The following is a 15,258-nucleotide window of genomic DNA, read 5'->3' as shown; positions in this document are numbered from 1 at the left end:
TAAAAAATGTACTATAATTCACTTAGGTTTATCAGAGTTATGGGTAGTACTATGCAAGAAAAATTGCAAAAACTTAGGCGAATAAATCCCATTAAAAACGGGGCTCCAAAGAATGATGGAAATTGTCAATGGTGCGCTCTAGAAGGGGCTCGACTGTTGCTTGAAAATGCTGACCCTAGAGAAATACCCAGTTTTCGAGAAGGTGCAGATGATCCACTAGAGGACTATATTGAGGATGATTATCAAACAGTTTATAAGGGCACCCGCCAGGAATTTTTTTCTTCTTTGAAAGACCGGCTGCAATCAGGCGAATTGATGTTAGTTAATTTGGACAATGAGTTCGATCATGCCTATATCATCTACAGAGAGGAAGATAAGTATCACCTGATCGATCCCGATAGGCAGATTTTTGTTGAATTAAAAAGTGGTGATGATTTTATCCAAAAAGTAACAGGTTGGAAAAATGTTGATACTATTGATTATGCATCTGGGACGAAAAATCCTGATGGTTCGATGGACTATGTCAATATGAGCGTAACTATATTAAATCAGGATAAAGTAAATGAAAAACCTTTACCTGTCTATGGGGTTGAAGATTATGAGAAGCCCAAGAAAAACTCCGACTGTAGAATCCTTTAGTTAATAATGTGTTCGTGGATGCCTCCGTACCTGAGGATTTATTAGTTGCAGAGGCAGTCTCCTAAACACCCAAGGCTCAACCTAGGTATCAATAGATCCTAATAAAACCAATGCTTAGAAAAGTCTTGATTTTTGTCGTCACACTCATCATAGTGCAAAAGATAAAACTTGGGCTGATGGCAATTCCCCATCGCGCCGTGTTCCCGTGATCGAGCATGTAGCCCGTAGGTTGGGCCTTGGCCCAATAAAACAGCTATCATAGGATTTGGTGTGTTGGATCAAGGTCCAACCTGCATGTTTGAAATAATAATCATCACCAGATGGCAGCGTTCGTTAGTTAATTAATACATTCTTACAAGGAGTACAAATCAAATGGGTTATAAATTTCGCCTAAGCTGTTTCTTGCTATTGAGTGCACCGTCGATCTTATTCGCTGATGATACACTTGTTTTTGCTGTTGATATTATTCGGCATGGGGATAGAACACCAATTATTCCTCTCCCTGCAGTAAATTATCAATGGCGAGAAGGCCCTGGTCAGTTAACAGCCGAAGGCATGCGGCAAGAATATAAGCTGGGGGTCGAGTTTCGTAGAAGATATGTGGAACAAGCCCATTTATTACCAGATCACTATGAGCAAGGAACCATGTATATTCGGTCCACTAGTTATGAACGTACGCTTATGAGCGCTCAGTCTTTATTAATGGGATTATACCCCCCAGGAACCGGCCCGCATACGGACTCTTCTATTCCTGCTTTACCTTATGGTGTTCAGCCTATACCTATTTTTAGTGCACCCGCTAAATATGACGAGGTAATTCTCCAGCAAGTAAGTCCTGAGGAACGGGCAAAGTTAATGGAGCAGTATGTATACTCAACAAAAGAATGGCAGCAAAAAAATGATGAGCTCAAAGATAAATATCCACTTTGGAGCGCCTTTATAGGTGCACAAATTGGTAGCTTGAATGATCTTCAATTACTGGGTGATGCCTTATATATACATCAAATACATAATGCGCCAATGCCTGTTGGACTAAGTACCCAAGACATTGAAACAATTATTGCTGCCAGTAATTGGGCTTTTATGGCTCAAGAAAAGCCACCACAAGTAGCAACTGCCTACAGCAGCAAACTCATGACAAACATTGCTAATTATCTCAACGGTGGTAGTCAGAAAAACACCAAACTTAAATATGTTTTATTATCTGCTCATGATACGACAATTGCCAGTGCATTAAGTTTTTTGGGTGCCCCTTTGGAGAATGCACCTCCATATGCTTCAAATCTTAATTTCTCACTGTATGAACGTGATGAAAATTATTATCTTGTAAAAATTACGTATAATGGCCATCCCGTTTCTATTTCGGCTTGTGGTGGGGATGCTTGTGAGTTACAACAGTTTATAAAGCTGGTGCAGCGCACTAAAAATCATGAACTCGTTTAATGAAGCTTTTCTGGCTAAAAGTGAGTTTGTTGAACAATCGTATGTCATTCCGCCCTTGCGAGAATGACAACGACACTATTTCTAGCGTACGTTGGTTATAGGGTCGGTTTCTCTTCTAATGGAAACCTAAAATTGGCTAGCCGTCATCCCGAGTGTAGCGAGGCATCTCCATTTTGGAGCAGGATATTGCGATAGGAGATACCTCGCTATGGTCGGGATATAGGCTGTGTTTGCTGCTTTAAAATCACACCATTTTAATCACGAAAGAGGAGTTATTTTTTTATAAATAGCGCTCTTTAATGTGGGCAAAATAAAAATCTGGATTTAATTCTTCGCCTGTTGCCTGACGTAAAAGTTCTTGATAAGGCAATAATCGTCCTTTTTCATGAATATGCTTTCTTAACCAAAGTAACAGCGATTTAAAATCCCCTTGTTGTAGCTGTTCTTTAATATCAGGAAGTGATTTTTTTACTGCTGAGAATAATTGAGCAGCAATTAATGCTCCGAAAGTATAGGCTGGAAAGTATCCAAAAATTCCTGAAGGCCAATGAACATCTTGCATCACTCCGTTTTTATCATCACCTTTTGTAGATAATCCTAAACATTTCTGCATGGATGAATCCCAGACCTCAGGTAAGTCTGCAATAGTAATGTCAGAGGCAAAGAGTTGTTGCTCGATTTCATATCGAAGTATCACATGTAAGGGATAAGTTACTTCATCTGCATCAACACGAATTAAGCCAGGCTGTACTTTTGTATAATGATAAAAAATATTTTCTTCAGTTATATTCGCTACATCCTTAAAATATTTTTGTGCCATTGGCACCAAGAAATGGATGTATGCCAAACTTCTGCAAATTTGCATTTCAATAAATAAGGACTGACTCTCATGAACAGCCATCCCTAAAGAATGCCCAACAGGTTGTATACTCCATTCTGTAGGTAGGCCTTGTTCGTAGAGTGCATGTCCCGTTTCATGGGTAATTGCCATTAGTGATGATAAAAACTCATGTTCTTGATAGCGGGTTGTAATGCGAACATCACTAGAGATACCACCACAAAACGGATGATGGCTTACATCCAGCCGGCCGTGATTAAAATCAAAACCCAGACGCGTCATTATTTCCATTCCAAGCTGCTTTTGCCTTTCTACTGGAAAATCTCCGGTGATTGCTTTTATCTGCCGATCCTTTTGTTTTTCAATAATCTTAGGAATTAGCGTGGGTAACTCATTTTTCAATAAATTAAAGATAGGTGTAATAGTTTTACAATCTAAATCTGGCGAATACTCATCAATTAAAACATCCAGAGGCGATTTATTAAATGTTTGTGATTTAATTTCTGCAATTGTTTTTATTTTTTGAAATAATTTTTCCAGATAAGGCTTAAAAGATTTCCAGTCATTGTTTGCACGTAATTCGCGCCATGCCTGGCCGCAGATTAATGATTCATTAGTAAATTCTTCGACTAAATGTACGGGGATACAGGTGGCCTGCAGATACTCTTTTTCCATCCAATAAAGATTTTTTTGTTGCCAGGATGATAAATGTTCAATCTCTTTTGCTCGTTTTATTAAGTCGCCTACTTTTTTATGGGTTAGCCAATCATGTTGGACTGCACTTAATGTAGCCAAAGCTTCTGCTCGTGCTTTGCCTCCGCCAGCGGGCATCATAGACGCCTCATCCCAGGAAACAATTGCTGCCAGATTTTCAAAGTCATAATATTTTTTAAAATGCTGTTCTAATTGTTGGTATGCATTCATGAATGATCTCATTATTCTATTTTGCCCAGTTTGGCCATTTTTTGTTTTCGATTTATATTAAGTTAAATTGGATTTCCATTCCCGTCCAGGCGAGGATGATAAAATCAAAAATAGCTACCTTCGACTCTATTTTGACATGGGTTATTTTAAATATATCTCTATAATCAAAGGATTCAAATAAATTTATGACTAATAAATAAAGGGAATTATTTTTTTCTTTACCTTTGACTTGTATTGTTCATATTCAGAATATTTTTTGCTTAATAAAATTTCTTCTTTTTTTGCTTTGAAATCGAAAAAAATGATTAAAATTAATGAAGTAATGAAAGAGAGTAGCGCGCCCCAGAATACAGACCAGCCAATAGCCATTGTAATTACTCCTGTATAGATTGGATGCCGAACAATGCCGTAAATTCCTGAGGTTACGAGCTGAGTGTTTTCTTTCGGGGTGACAACAGGTGTTAAAGCCGATCCTAATTGTTTTGCCGCAATGATTAGGATCAACAAACCGATAATAAAAAATACTGAACCAATGATCTGCAATATCAGACTATGAACATACATAAATGGCGTGAGCAGAAGAATTACTAAGCCTATAACCATTTGTGTGACTACATATTTATCCAGGTATTGTGTGTTCATGGTTACTCAGTTTTGTTAACCAGTTCAAATTGGAACAGGTATTTATCATCCATTACATAAGCTATAGCCTAAATTGCTTGTTGGGTCAAAATAATTTTGCTCATTTATGCTACAATTTTTTGTTTTAAAATCAATAACATTTACTCAAATTGGTCATTCTATAAAATAGTGTGAAAAATAAATAAAATTGGTTTATTTGGCCTACCAAAAATTGTAAATTAACTGTAAACTTGCTTCGTGAAAAGACAGACTCGTGACAAAACGAGCTTCTTTTCACGAGGTTATTTTTATCGGAATTTTAATTATTTTAATTTTTAAGGAGCAATGATATGCCTCACACACCACCAGGCTCACCTAAAGTTGAAAAAAAGACTGACGAAGAAAAAAGTTTGCACAGTTCACAGGAAAGTACTGAAGAAGAGCAAGAGAGTTTAGATAACTCACAGGAAATTTTAGAACAAGAAAGCTCACAACAAGGACTTGAGTCTGAAGAGGCGCAACAACAAACCCCAGAGCAAAATGAACAACCAAGAAATACAAATTCCTTTTTTGGTTTTGCTCCTAGAACAGTACCTGGTTTTCTTTGTCCTCAGGGCCATATTCATTTTATTTGCCCAAATGGTCATTTCCATACCATACCAGCACCAGCAGAGTTAAGGTTAACACTTGCATTGGCATCCATGTTAAATGTTCTTGATAGGCTGAATTTAGATGAGGAAGAAGAACTAGAAGAGAACACTAATCCAGCGTCACCTGAACAAAACCAAGAAGTGGTGAATGACGACAAGCAAGAGGAAGAAGAAGATAAAGAAGAAGAACGCGTCCGTTGCTTTACCATGTAATTTCTAATTCCGCAGCCTCGAGCTGCGGATTTTTACTTTAGACCGTACCTATCATTTAACGAATATTCGCTCATTAAGCACGATTGATCCTTTACCTCAACCTCTTATATCATCGCACTTAAAACATTTCTAAAATTCAAACCAAGCTGAGTTCACATGATCTTAATAATGAAGATGATTAAAAAACTGGTTCTTTTCTTTCCTTTTTTGGCGATGATGTTATTGTTCAAAGCCATAGTAGTTAATGGCGCTCCTGAATCTAATAAAATTCAAGTCGAGATCAATAAACTGGCCGAGATAAGTAAAATAGGTAGGAAAGTCAGTTCTACTCAATTGCCCAGCCCTTACAATGAACTATTAACTCAACCTTTAATGACACCAAGTATCGAGAAGTATTATGGTCGTCGTGCAATTATAAAAACAATTGTTGCAAATCAGGATCCGGAGAATAATACTTATCGTCGCTCGATTGTTATGCTGATTGATAGCAATAGAGAGCGGAATGAGCCCAATTTGGCACAAACAAAAAAAGAGGCCATGGTTGTCGAGCTCGCTTTTATTACTATGAACTTTAATGCATTACCAACGAGCATGATCGCTGAAGTGCTGCATACGAATACTCCTTTTGGCAAACTGTTAACCAAGTATCAAATTCAAGCACTGACCCAGAATCGAAATTATTATAAAGTCCGATGCGACGCAACATTAGCGTCGTTAATAAATTGTACTTTAAATGATTCCATTTATGGACGCACCAATACCCTTATTCGCGCAGATAATAAAAAATGGTTGGCTCATGTTGTGGAAATTTTACCCAATCCTACGGAAACCATTCCCCCAGACAAAAAGGTGGCTGGTACTAAATAACTTTTTGTTTTTAGTGTGTATTAAATGCGTATTATGATATTATCCAGTCCAATATTATAAAGAAAGGGTAAGTATAGATTTTGCTAGCTTGAGCTGAAATAGCCAAAATAGTAGAAAGGTAAACAGACCCTAGAGCAAAAGGAACTTGGTGATTTATGTGGAATGAAAAAGCGACAAAGCCCTTCCTAATTATTTATATCGGATTCTTGTTTCTAGCAACTTTTTTCATAGTTCCTACCATTACCAGTTTTTATTATTACGCTTGGGGAAAACACCTGGCTTGGTCCTATTTTGATGGACCTCCAATGATTGCTTATTTTTTCCATATTTCTCAAGCCCTGTTTGGAAATACTTTCTTTTCTATCAACATTGTCGGTTTTTTATGCTTGATTGGGGGCGCCTATTATATATACAAGACAGGTTGTCTCCTACATGATCAGCGGACAGGATTAATTAGCGCATTGCTCTGGGTCGCTTTGCCCACGACCACGGAAAGTATTTTTGTTCGTGTTTTATACGATGCCCCATTAAATTTATTTACTATCTTGTCCTTCTATTATTTTGCTCTCTATATTTCCCGAAAACGAATTCTTGATCTTTATCTGTGTGCCTTGTTTATTGGTGCCATGATTTTATCTAAATATACTGCTGTTGTCAGCGTAATCGGTTTGTTGCTGTATGTTGTTTTCTCAAAACAGAGACAACTCTTTAAAAGCATCCATTTTTACCTGGCGAGTTTAATCATTATTCTAATGGTTTCTCCTGTGATTTATTGGAATATCAATCATAACTGGATATCAATTACTTATTTATTAAATTTTCACAGTCAAACCCAAACCAACACGACGATTGTTCATTGTCTCTTTGAACTCATAGGGGCATTGGTGATTAATTACTCTGTTTTCCTGCTATTGGCTGCATTGGGATGGTTCAAGTATCAACAGAGTAAAAATACATCAAGGAATGAAGTTTTAGAATTGTCTTATGCGGTATTGCTTGCCGGCCTGGGTTTTTGGATTACAGCGACTTTATTGGGAGGGGATGCTCGAGTGGTTTACTTGACGCCGCTGGGAATAAACCTCGCGCTGATCACTGGATATCTCATTACCCAATATCATTATCAACGGTTTTTCATGATAATTTATCCATTTTTTCTGTCCCTTAGCATTATTATGATTGTTATTAATTCATGGCCTATAGCTTACTATTTGAAAAAAGGCAGGGCTTATACAGTACTCAACAAAGCGATTCACTCACTTGAAATGATAAAGAAAGAACAACCTATAGTTACTGGTTATTATACTAATGCTGCAGCATTGAATTTCTTTATGCCCAATGAGCCTGTGTATGCAATTCCTTGTGGGGATATCAATCAATATCAATATTGGGGAGAGGCTTTTTTAAATTCACTATCCAAAGGAAAAATTAACAAAATAACCTATATCGATTTTAGAGATACAAAACAATGTGCGGAGCGATTTTTTAATCAGTGCCAATCATTGGCTACATTAGCGCATCATAAAATAATTCCAGTCATTCACAAGCAAACTAAACCGATACATTTATTTGTATATGAATGCTCTTCACCTCGTACTCAAATTTCTAATGGTTAATCAAGAAATCAGTGGAGTGAGCGAGTTATACTAAGAGATTGTTCTCGAGCCTCTTAGGTAATTTGGGATTTATTTTCCCATTCTGTTTCTTTTCGATTGCACTTGTAATTCTATAACGTAATAATGGTTCCGAATTTAACCAGTCACAAACATGCTGTGTTTGTATTAGGATACTCATAAGGAAAAATAATGAAACAAAAATTACTTATAGGATTTACAGTTGCTGCACTGTCTTTCGCACACATAGCCAATGCTGATTTTACTTTTAATTCGGGCTCAAATTCGTGTGACGATATTTCTGGAAATTGGTCTGGCTCAGGTAAGGCGAGTAATTGGTTAATCGGAGAATGTGTTTATAATGGAGCAGGAACAGTCAGTGCTGTAGATAAAGAGGGTAATTTAAACATAGAAGTAACTGCTGACAAACGCTCAGGGAGTCTCGTGTGCCCAGACCATAATACCACGCAACTGAAGGGAATTTGTGTTAATGGTACGGTGACCATCAAAACAGAATACGGTAACTTGAGCGGCATTTTTTCAAAAACTTCAGGCAGTGCAAAAGGAAGACTAACTGTTTCACCGGGTATGGATGTGGATGTATCCATTCAATTTAAAAGGGTAGGATAAAATAGATTTGTAGCCTGGGTGAAGCGTTTTTGATGAGGGCTGCATTCAGGCAGTATTGCGTCAATCCTATAAGGATTTTTTTAAAGCCACTATATGTTGATAGGCCTCATTTATTCGTTCTTGACTGATTTCACCTGATTGGACTTTAGCTTCAATGATGTCAATAACTCGTGCTGGATTTTGTTCTGGAACAGATAAATTGTTTCCAAATATCAGCATATCTGCACCAGCATTGATGGCTAGTACTAAAGCCTGTTCAAGACCATAATTATCGCTAATAGCTTTCATCTGCATATCATCTGTAATAATGACGCCTTTAAAATGGAGTTGATTGCGAAGAAGGTCAGTTAATATTTTATGAGATAGAGTGGCTGGCAGTCCAGATGGATCAAGTTGACGATTCACAATATGTGCTGTCATGACGACACCGCATGTTTCATTGGAATTGATCAGGCGTGCAAAAGGCTCTAACTCATATGGGTGCCAGGTTTCTGTAACATCCACAAAACCTAGGTGTGAGTCCTTAGTGGAACTCCCATGACCTGGAAAGTGTTTATAAGCACATTGAATTTTTTGATTGAGGAAATGATGGGTGTATATACGTGCAAAGCGTGTGACTTGTTTGGGATCGCTGGAGAAACTTCGATCTCTTTTCCCAATCACTGGATTGTCTGGATTGACGTTGACATCCAGTTCCGGGGCAAAATCTAAATTAAATTCCGCTTTTTTTAGAGTTTGACTCATAGACTTCGCAGTGGACTCAGCCTCCTTACTGCTTCTTTTGCCGACTTCGGCAGCAGATAGGGTTGGAGGAAATCCATATTGCTCACCTAAGCGATTTACCTGTCCCCCTTCATAATCAACGGAAATTAATAGAGGTAATTGCATTCGATGATGTTGCAAATTACCTTGCTCCGCAAAGTATTGCAGTTCATGATTCAGTCTTTTTACTTGTTCCGGACTTTCAATATTTTTATCAAACGTGTTCGTATGATAGTTATAGTCGAATAAAATGACTCCTCCAATATTATTTTCCTCTATTGTTTTTACTATTGGCGATTTAGCATTAATTTTTTTTCCATCAAAACCAATAAGAAGCATTTGGCCAATTTTATCGCGCAAACTCAGTTCGGATATAGGCCCAGCAAGGCAACTTGCGGAAAAAGATAAAGTGAACAGCAGTGAAAAAAAATAGTTCATATATGGCCTATGTATTAGCTAAGTGGTGCAAATTTTATCATTTAGTTCTATTTCCTGCAATCTGCGTCTATTACTTCTCTAATCGTTTAAGTATACCTGATCGATGAGAGTTGCTATTATTTGTTTACCAAAAGGATTAGGATCATAAGTTATGACTACTGCGAGTGAGTACTTTAATCAGAATTGGCAACGTTACCAAAGTGCTCTTAAAAATAATACCTTATATCATCGTGAGATGTTGCAGGCATTGCAAAAATTTCTCTCAGAATATATAGGAAGCCGTTCTTTCTGCTTTGTGGATGTGGGGTGTGGGGATAGTAGTACCGTTCTTCCTGTGCTTACGGCAACTTCCATCAAAAAATATATTGGTATTGATGCGGCCCAAGATGTTTTAAAAATGGCAGAAAACACATTAGCGTCCCTAAAGTGTGAAAAAGAGTTTATCGCAGATAATATGATTTCTGCACTGCCGCGTTTAATCGCTTCGGTTGATGTCATCTATACCAGTTATGCGGTTCATCATTTATCGCTGGATGAAAAAGAACGATTTATTGCAGTCTGTAAACAGAAACTAAACCCTAATGGTTTTTTGTTAATGGTGGATGGGGTACGCAAACCGAATCAAACACGTGATGAATGGCTGGATGCTTTGCAATCGCGAATGTTAGAAAGTAATCCTGAAATCGATGGTGATGAGATTATCGTCCGTATGGAACATCCACGAGCTGATGATTATCCTGAAGAAATTGAAACCTTCGCCCAAATTGCACGACATCAATCTTGGCGTAATTTTCAAGTTCTGGTAGACCAGGGGATATTTGCTTTTATGGTCTTTACTAAGTAGTTTTATGGTGTCTGCTTAGATCGGCACTAATTCGACGCTACAAACTTAAATAATATATAGGTTGGACCAAAGTCCAAGCTGCATCTTATTGATTCATCTAAGTAAACAGTTGTGCTTTTGTTGCATTAATGTAGATTTTATCGATTATCCCAATAATCAATGATGCAGGACCGGACGCACTAGAAGAAGTTGGGCCAACGCAGTCCGCGTAAAAATGTACTGCATTTTTTGCAGCCCAAAAATGATCTTGGACTACGGAAGTAAAAACACTAATAATTGCTGAAAGTAAATTGCCAATCCCCGCTACTTTTTGCACCATAGCGGAATCAAAATTAAATTGATCCATATGATTGGAGTTGACAACCAAATGTCTTTTCCCACTTACGACTACAGTAAGCTTATGCTTTTTTGATAAGGACTTAGCATGCTCAATTATTGTTTTGTCTTCGATCAGATGATTACTATCGTGGATGACGAGTGTATCAGTCAGCAAACTCGCAATTTCATTAGGGTAGCCACGAATAACGGAAATTTGATGTTTTTTAATCAAATTGATTGCAACATCAGTTCTGTATCGGGTGGCTCCTACTCCCACTGGATCTAAAATGATAGGGATATTCATTTGGTTTGCTATCTTACAGATTTGATTGCTCAGTTTTATAAAAGCATTATCTAATTTACCCAGATTGATTACCACCGCTTTCGATATTTTCAGTAATTCCTCAACCTCTTCTTCTGCACTACACATTATGGGAAAGCCACCAACACTGCGTATTCCGCTTGCTACGTAGCCCATAGGGAAATAATTGGTAATAGTTAATACAAAAGGTTTTTGTTCTTTGATTTTCCTTAAAATTTCATTTATTTCAGGTGCCATGAAAAGTCCGTTTTAAATAGTGTTTTATTAAAAATTACTTTAACTTACTTTTTCAATTACAACCACTGAATTTATGGATTAAACTGCATGCTGGCTAACGATGCTTCGTGTTGCAGAAAAGCGACCGAAGTGTAAATGGGTTAATAATTTGCTTTTTCAAAGAATGCGAACTAAGTTTAAATTCTATGGATGGAATTTTAATCGCAAAGGAGAAAGTAACATGTCAAAACATAATAAATTTAAAAATGAGTCTCAAGATGCACGCCGTCACGATCAACAACATTCTGCTCATCCTGATAAAATGAAACATGCTCAGGAGAAATCTAAGGTCGAATCTCATTCTAATAAAAAGAAATAAAATAAATCGTTTTCTGAGCATTGGCCTTACCTAAAAAGGTAAGGCCAATCGGAGATTAGATTATCTGCAACGTAATTGACCCCATGCATTTCTCCAGCAATTGTGATGATATGGAGCTGGTCTAGCATATGGTCCTGGACGATTTAATACGCATTGATTATACATATTCCTATGATATCCATGTCCGCAGCCTTGAGCTGCACTGGCAATGGATGTATAACCTACGGCGAAAAATATGGAACCGACAATAATACCTGTACGTAACACTTTTGAAATGCATGAACTTTTATTCATTACATCCTCCTTGGTTTTACTTTTTTTTTTCACTCAGCTTAAGTATAGAGTTTATTTTTTATTTTGCATAAGTTTTCACCAAAAAATGTATGCTTTAATACTAAGTGATTGAAAAAAATTCAAAGAGGACTCGTGATGGATTATTCCGCTAACATGTTTTGAACACTTACCATTCATCTTCCCATAAATTTAATTGTTTGTTGGTTAAATCCTCTTTTTTACAAAACTTACTCAGTGTTAAATAGGGATCAGGTTCAACATTTAAGCGAAATTTTTTACAAGCAAGCTGAAATCGAGTATTTAAAAGATTGGCATATTCTCCTTCACCACGCATGCGGCTGCCAAACCGTGCATCATATTCTTTTCCTCCGCGCATTTGACGAATAAGGCTCATCACATGTTCGGCTCGTTGAGGAAAGTGTTGCGCAAGCCATTCTTTAAATAATTCCTTTACTTCATGAGGCAATCGGATCAATACATAATTGGCATGCTTGGCTCCAGAGTCTGCCGCAGCGTGCAAGATTTTTTCCATTTCCATGTCATTGATCATCGGAATAATAGGTGCAACCAAAACACGAGTAGGTATCCCACTGTCAGTTAAGTGTTTTATGATTCTTAATCTTCCTGAGGGTGCGGTAGTTCTTGGCTCCATAATTCGCTTTAAATCGGTGGAAAGTGAGGTGATACTAATTGCAACTTTGGCCAGATTTTGTTTCGCCATATCGGACAAGATATCTAAATCACGTTCTATAAGTGCATTTTTAGTAATAATAATTACGGGGTGATGGTGGTTCGCCAATACTTTTAAAAGAGTTCGAGTAATTCCCAGTTTCGCTTCTGCGGGTTGATAAGGATCGGTATTTGCGCCTAAGACAATAGGCTTACACTTATAATTTGATTTATTAATTTCTTTTTCTAAAAGCTTTGCCGCATCTACCTTATAAAAAATTTTGGTTTCAAAATCGATTCCCGGCGACAAATTAACATAAGAATGGCTTGGTCTGGCATAACAATAAATACAACCATGCTCACAGCCTCGATAGGGATTAATGGACTGTTCAAAGCCTAGATCAGGAGATTCATTACGACTGATTATTGATTTGGAATGTTCGGGCAATAAAAATGTTTCTAGTGGAGGAAGACTGTCTTCTTCAATATCCCAACCATCAGCGAAAGACTCACGAGTTTCTGGCTCGAAGCGGCCATCTGGATTACTAAGAGCACCACGATTTTTAAGCGTCTGATTGGGTTTCATAAACAGTTATGAATAAATAAAAAACAGTTTAGTGTATCACAATCCTGAAAAAAATATTCGGCCTCTTTGTAGGTAATGCTTATTCTCTGGGGCGATTGATTACGGATGCTGTCATTCTCGAAATACATGTTAGTTTTTGTTCTTCATTAAAAATCTTAACTTCCCAAACATGGGTGGAGCGTCCTATATGGATAGGGGAGGTGATGGCAGTAACAATGCCTTGTTTCACGGAGTGAATATGATTGGCATTAATTTCTAAACCGACACAAAAAAATTGACTTACATCAATTACTGCATTCGCTGCGGTGCTTGCTACTGTTTCCGATAAGGCGACATTAGCACCGCCGTGAAGAATGCCTATAGGTTGTCTGGTGCGCTCACTGACTGGCATAGTTGCTCTTAAAAAATTATCACCTATTTCAATGAATTGAATACCAAGAAATTCCGACATGGTATTTTTACCAAACTGATTTAGAGACTCGAGAGAAATTTTTTTAAACCATATAGCCATTTTTATCTCCTTTTTCTTAGAGCCTGCTTACCATGCTACTATTTTGGATCAATCTGGCGAACTGTAAGCAGAACTTAAAATAAGATAAACTTTATTTATTCAAAAACCAATAAGAAAATTAATATGAATCAAGCATGTATGAAATGTTTTATCTCTGGGAAAGTTCAGGGAGTGTGGTATCGCGCTTCGGCACAAAAAGAAGCTATAAAGCTGGGTATTACCGGTTGGGCACGAAATCTTGATGATGGGCGTGTAGAGGTTTTTGCTTGTGGTTCTGTTGAAAACCTTGAACTGTTTTACGAATGGCTAAAGGAAGGGCCGCAACTTGCTGTTGTAGAAGAATGTACTTATGAACAGCTTATTTGGGAAGAGTATGAGGGATTTGATACTTTTTAAGTGAATTTAAAGTAGTCCAGAATAGCACAGCGCAATCAAGAATTTTTTACCGTCATCCCGAGCGTAGCGAGGGGTCCCCCAATTATAACATGGCGATACATCCAGTAGATCCGTCACGACGCTCGGAATGAGGGGTGGGGCTAATTTATAGACTGAGACTTGATAAAATGTTCTATAGATTGAATTAATCGAAAAACCTGATCAGGGACAAATATTTCAAGTTGTGCAAAGACATGAATCATTCCCTTAAATTCTTCAAGGATTACAGAAACCCCCAAGTTTTCAATTTTTTTTGCAAACGCAAGTGCTTCATCAAATAAAGGATCATACTCTGCTGCTGCGATATAACAAGGTGGCAATAATTCTAAATGTTCGAAATACATTGGTGATGCGTGAATCCGATCACCTCCATTTCTAAAATAATTATCAAAATACCATTTAATTTTTTCTCGTGTGAGCAAAAAACCTTCTCCATTGCGCTGATATGAATCATAGTTCATAGAGAAATCAATAGAAGGATAGATTAACACTAATCCTTTAATCGAAGTATCGCCCTGCTTTTTCATTTGATGGCAGACCGATAGTGCTAAATTTCCTCCTGCACTATCACCTGCTAAGAAAACCTGTTCGGTATTTACTTGAAATGCTTTAAGTAATTCAGCCTTTCCTTCAAACACTGCAATACAATCCTGCAACCCGGCTGGATATGGGAATTCTGGGGCTAATCGATAACCCACAGAAAGGACTATAGTTTGGCTGCTAACCGCAATCCGCCGGCAAAGAGCATCATGGGTATCTATACTTCCTGAGAGATGTCCGCCTCCATGAAAATAAATAATTAAAGGTAATCTTTTTTGTGGGGCCGGATGATAAATTCGAGTTGGTATCACCCGATCAGCCAATTGCAGCACTAGGTTACTGATCAAGGGTACAAATAATTTAGGTAGGGCAAAAGCTTCCGCTGTTTTTTCTGCGAGATCACGAACCTCTTCAGGCACAAAAACAGCGGGTTTGGTATTGCTCAAATTTAAAAAATTTTGCAGTGTTTGAGGTATATGGCTTTGTGGCATGGATTGCCTCCTATTCCA

At 37.6% G+C, this 15,258-nt stretch carries 17 protein-coding genes; 9 read left to right on the top strand and 8 right to left on the bottom strand.

Annotated features, from left to right (window positions below):
• Positions 1–51: 51 nt before the first annotated feature.
• Both ACF8MK_RS16260 and ACF8MK_RS16255 read left to right on the top strand, forming a co-directional pair.
• The gene (locus ACF8MK_RS16260; protein ID WP_392537530.1) at positions 52–639 is read left to right on the top strand and encodes a hypothetical protein; all 588 of its coding nucleotides are present in this window, start codon (positions 52–54) and stop codon (positions 637–639) included.
• Between the two features lie 372 nt (positions 640–1,011).
• Positions 1,012–2,082: a histidine phosphatase family protein gene (locus tag ACF8MK_RS16255; protein WP_392537529.1), complete on the top strand. Its 1,071-nt coding sequence runs from the start codon at positions 1,012–1,014 to the stop codon at positions 2,080–2,082.
• A gap of 280 nt (positions 2,083–2,362) precedes the next feature.
• Here the strand turns inward: ACF8MK_RS16255 and ACF8MK_RS16250 are convergent, their stop codons facing one another.
• Both ACF8MK_RS16250 and ACF8MK_RS16245 read right to left on the bottom strand, forming a co-directional pair.
• Positions 2,363–3,844 carry a carboxypeptidase M32 gene (locus ACF8MK_RS16250; protein WP_392537528.1) on the bottom strand — a complete coding sequence of 494 codons (1,482 nt, stop codon included), beginning with the start codon at positions 3,842–3,844 and terminating at the stop codon, positions 2,363–2,365.
• 189 nt (positions 3,845–4,033) lie between these two features.
• Positions 4,034–4,486, bottom strand: coding sequence for a methyltransferase family protein (locus tag ACF8MK_RS16245; protein WP_392537527.1), 453 nt, complete (start codon positions 4,484–4,486; stop codon positions 4,034–4,036).
• Between the two features lie 329 nt (positions 4,487–4,815).
• Here ACF8MK_RS16245 and ACF8MK_RS16240 point away from each other — a divergent pair, with 329 nt between their 5' ends.
• The 4 genes from ACF8MK_RS16240 to ACF8MK_RS16225 all read left to right on the top strand — a co-directional run bounded on the left by ACF8MK_RS16240 (position 4,816) and on the right by ACF8MK_RS16225 (position 8,435).
• Entirely contained in the window at positions 4,816–5,328 is a 513-nt protein-coding gene (locus ACF8MK_RS16240) for a hypothetical protein (RefSeq protein WP_392537526.1), read from the top strand.
• Between the two features lie 168 nt (positions 5,329–5,496).
• Positions 5,497–6,195, top strand: coding sequence for a hypothetical protein (locus tag ACF8MK_RS16235; protein ID WP_392537525.1), 699 nt, complete (start codon positions 5,497–5,499; stop codon positions 6,193–6,195).
• 155 nt (positions 6,196–6,350) lie between these two features.
• On the top strand, positions 6,351–7,808 hold the full coding sequence (locus tag ACF8MK_RS16230; RefSeq protein WP_392537524.1) for a glycosyltransferase family 39 protein: 1,458 nt from the start codon (positions 6,351–6,353) through the stop codon (positions 7,806–7,808).
• Positions 7,809–7,997: 189 nt separating this feature from the next.
• On the top strand, positions 7,998–8,435 hold the full coding sequence (locus ACF8MK_RS16225) for a hypothetical protein (RefSeq protein ID WP_392537523.1): 438 nt from the start codon (positions 7,998–8,000) through the stop codon (positions 8,433–8,435).
• A 66-nt stretch (positions 8,436–8,501) separates the two neighbouring features.
• Here ACF8MK_RS16225 and ACF8MK_RS16220 read toward each other — a convergent pair whose 3' ends face one another.
• Positions 8,502–9,635 (bottom strand): glycoside hydrolase family 3 protein, encoded by a 1,134-nt coding sequence (locus tag ACF8MK_RS16220; protein WP_392537522.1) that lies wholly within the window; start codon positions 9,633–9,635, stop codon positions 8,502–8,504.
• 151 nt (positions 9,636–9,786) lie between these two features.
• Between ACF8MK_RS16220 and ACF8MK_RS16215 the strand changes: the two genes are divergently transcribed.
• Positions 9,787–10,479, top strand: coding sequence for a class I SAM-dependent methyltransferase (locus ACF8MK_RS16215; RefSeq protein ID WP_392537521.1), 693 nt, complete (start codon positions 9,787–9,789; stop codon positions 10,477–10,479).
• A gap of 97 nt (positions 10,480–10,576) precedes the next feature.
• Here the strand turns inward: ACF8MK_RS16215 and ACF8MK_RS16210 are convergent, their stop codons facing one another.
• Positions 10,577–11,356, bottom strand: a complete 780-nt coding sequence (locus ACF8MK_RS16210; protein WP_392537520.1) for a hydroxyethylthiazole kinase — start codon at positions 11,354–11,356, stop codon at positions 10,577–10,579.
• A 220-nt stretch (positions 11,357–11,576) separates the two neighbouring features.
• Between ACF8MK_RS16210 and ACF8MK_RS16205 the strand changes: the two genes are divergently transcribed.
• Positions 11,577–11,714, top strand: a complete 138-nt coding sequence (locus ACF8MK_RS16205) for a hypothetical protein (RefSeq protein ID WP_164715639.1) — start codon at positions 11,577–11,579, stop codon at positions 11,712–11,714.
• A gap of 60 nt (positions 11,715–11,774) precedes the next feature.
• Here the strand turns inward: ACF8MK_RS16205 and ACF8MK_RS16200 are convergent, their stop codons facing one another.
• The 3 genes from ACF8MK_RS16200 to ACF8MK_RS16190 all read right to left on the bottom strand — a co-directional run bounded on the left by ACF8MK_RS16200 (position 11,775) and on the right by ACF8MK_RS16190 (position 13,774).
• Complete coding sequence (locus ACF8MK_RS16200) at positions 11,775–12,008, bottom strand: GCG_CRPN prefix-to-repeats domain-containing protein (RefSeq protein WP_392537519.1); 234 nt, start codon at positions 12,006–12,008, stop codon at positions 11,775–11,777.
• A gap of 166 nt (positions 12,009–12,174) precedes the next feature.
• Entirely contained in the window at positions 12,175–13,263 is a 1,089-nt protein-coding gene (locus ACF8MK_RS16195) for a PA0069 family radical SAM protein (protein WP_392537518.1), read from the bottom strand.
• A gap of 79 nt (positions 13,264–13,342) precedes the next feature.
• Positions 13,343–13,774, bottom strand: a complete 432-nt coding sequence (locus ACF8MK_RS16190; RefSeq protein WP_265702552.1) for a hotdog fold thioesterase — start codon at positions 13,772–13,774, stop codon at positions 13,343–13,345.
• 123 nt (positions 13,775–13,897) lie between these two features.
• On the opposite strand from ACF8MK_RS16190, the gene ACF8MK_RS16185 reads away from it, so the two are divergent.
• Positions 13,898–14,170 (top strand): acylphosphatase, encoded by a 273-nt coding sequence (locus ACF8MK_RS16185; RefSeq protein WP_392537517.1) that lies wholly within the window; start codon positions 13,898–13,900, stop codon positions 14,168–14,170.
• Positions 14,171–14,310: 140 nt separating this feature from the next.
• On the opposite strand, the gene ACF8MK_RS16180 is transcribed toward ACF8MK_RS16185, so the two are convergent.
• Complete coding sequence (locus ACF8MK_RS16180) at positions 14,311–15,240, bottom strand: alpha/beta hydrolase (RefSeq protein ID WP_392537516.1); 930 nt, start codon at positions 15,238–15,240, stop codon at positions 14,311–14,313.
• Positions 15,241–15,258: the final 18 nt, after the last annotated feature.

This window comes from Legionella sp. 227 (genome assembly GCF_043161935.1).
Taxonomy (GTDB): domain Bacteria; phylum Pseudomonadota; class Gammaproteobacteria; order Legionellales; family Legionellaceae; genus Legionella; species Legionella sheltonii.
Note: the sequence above shows the minus strand (reverse complement) of the source record. Positions and strands in the feature narration are given on the sequence as shown.

Coding starts and splice junctions, on each gene's coding strand:
- ACF8MK_RS16180 (WP_392537516.1), bottom strand. CDS start 15,240: ATGCCACAAAGCCATATACCTCAAACACTGCAAAATTTTTTAAATTTG.
- ACF8MK_RS16185 (WP_392537517.1), top strand. CDS start 13,898: ATGAATCAAGCATGTATGAAATGTTTTATCTCTGGGAAAGTTCAGGGA.
- ACF8MK_RS16210 (WP_392537520.1), bottom strand. CDS start 11,356: ATGGCACCTGAAATAAATGAAATTTTAAGGAAAATCAAAGAACAAAAA.
- ACF8MK_RS16190 (WP_265702552.1), bottom strand. CDS start 13,774: ATGGCTATATGGTTTAAAAAAATTTCTCTCGAGTCTCTAAATCAGTTT.
- ACF8MK_RS16200 (WP_392537519.1), bottom strand. CDS start 12,008: ATGAATAAAAGTTCATGCATTTCAAAAGTGTTACGTACAGGTATTATT.
- ACF8MK_RS16255 (WP_392537529.1), top strand. CDS start 1,012: ATGGGTTATAAATTTCGCCTAAGCTGTTTCTTGCTATTGAGTGCACCG.
- ACF8MK_RS16235 (WP_392537525.1), top strand. CDS start 5,497: ATGAAGATGATTAAAAAACTGGTTCTTTTCTTTCCTTTTTTGGCGATG.
- ACF8MK_RS16245 (WP_392537527.1), bottom strand. CDS start 4,486: ATGAACACACAATACCTGGATAAATATGTAGTCACACAAATGGTTATA.
- ACF8MK_RS16215 (WP_392537521.1), top strand. CDS start 9,787: ATGACTACTGCGAGTGAGTACTTTAATCAGAATTGGCAACGTTACCAA.
- ACF8MK_RS16195 (WP_392537518.1), bottom strand. CDS start 13,263: ATGAAACCCAATCAGACGCTTAAAAATCGTGGTGCTCTTAGTAATCCA.
- ACF8MK_RS16220 (WP_392537522.1), bottom strand. CDS start 9,635: ATGAACTATTTTTTTTCACTGCTGTTCACTTTATCTTTTTCCGCAAGT.
- ACF8MK_RS16260 (WP_392537530.1), top strand. CDS start 52: ATGCAAGAAAAATTGCAAAAACTTAGGCGAATAAATCCCATTAAAAAC.
- ACF8MK_RS16240 (WP_392537526.1), top strand. CDS start 4,816: ATGCCTCACACACCACCAGGCTCACCTAAAGTTGAAAAAAAGACTGAC.
- ACF8MK_RS16205 (WP_164715639.1), top strand. CDS start 11,577: ATGTCAAAACATAATAAATTTAAAAATGAGTCTCAAGATGCACGCCGT.
- ACF8MK_RS16250 (WP_392537528.1), bottom strand. CDS start 3,844: ATGAATGCATACCAACAATTAGAACAGCATTTTAAAAAATATTATGAC.
- ACF8MK_RS16225 (WP_392537523.1), top strand. CDS start 7,998: ATGAAACAAAAATTACTTATAGGATTTACAGTTGCTGCACTGTCTTTC.
- ACF8MK_RS16230 (WP_392537524.1), top strand. CDS start 6,351: ATGTGGAATGAAAAAGCGACAAAGCCCTTCCTAATTATTTATATCGGA.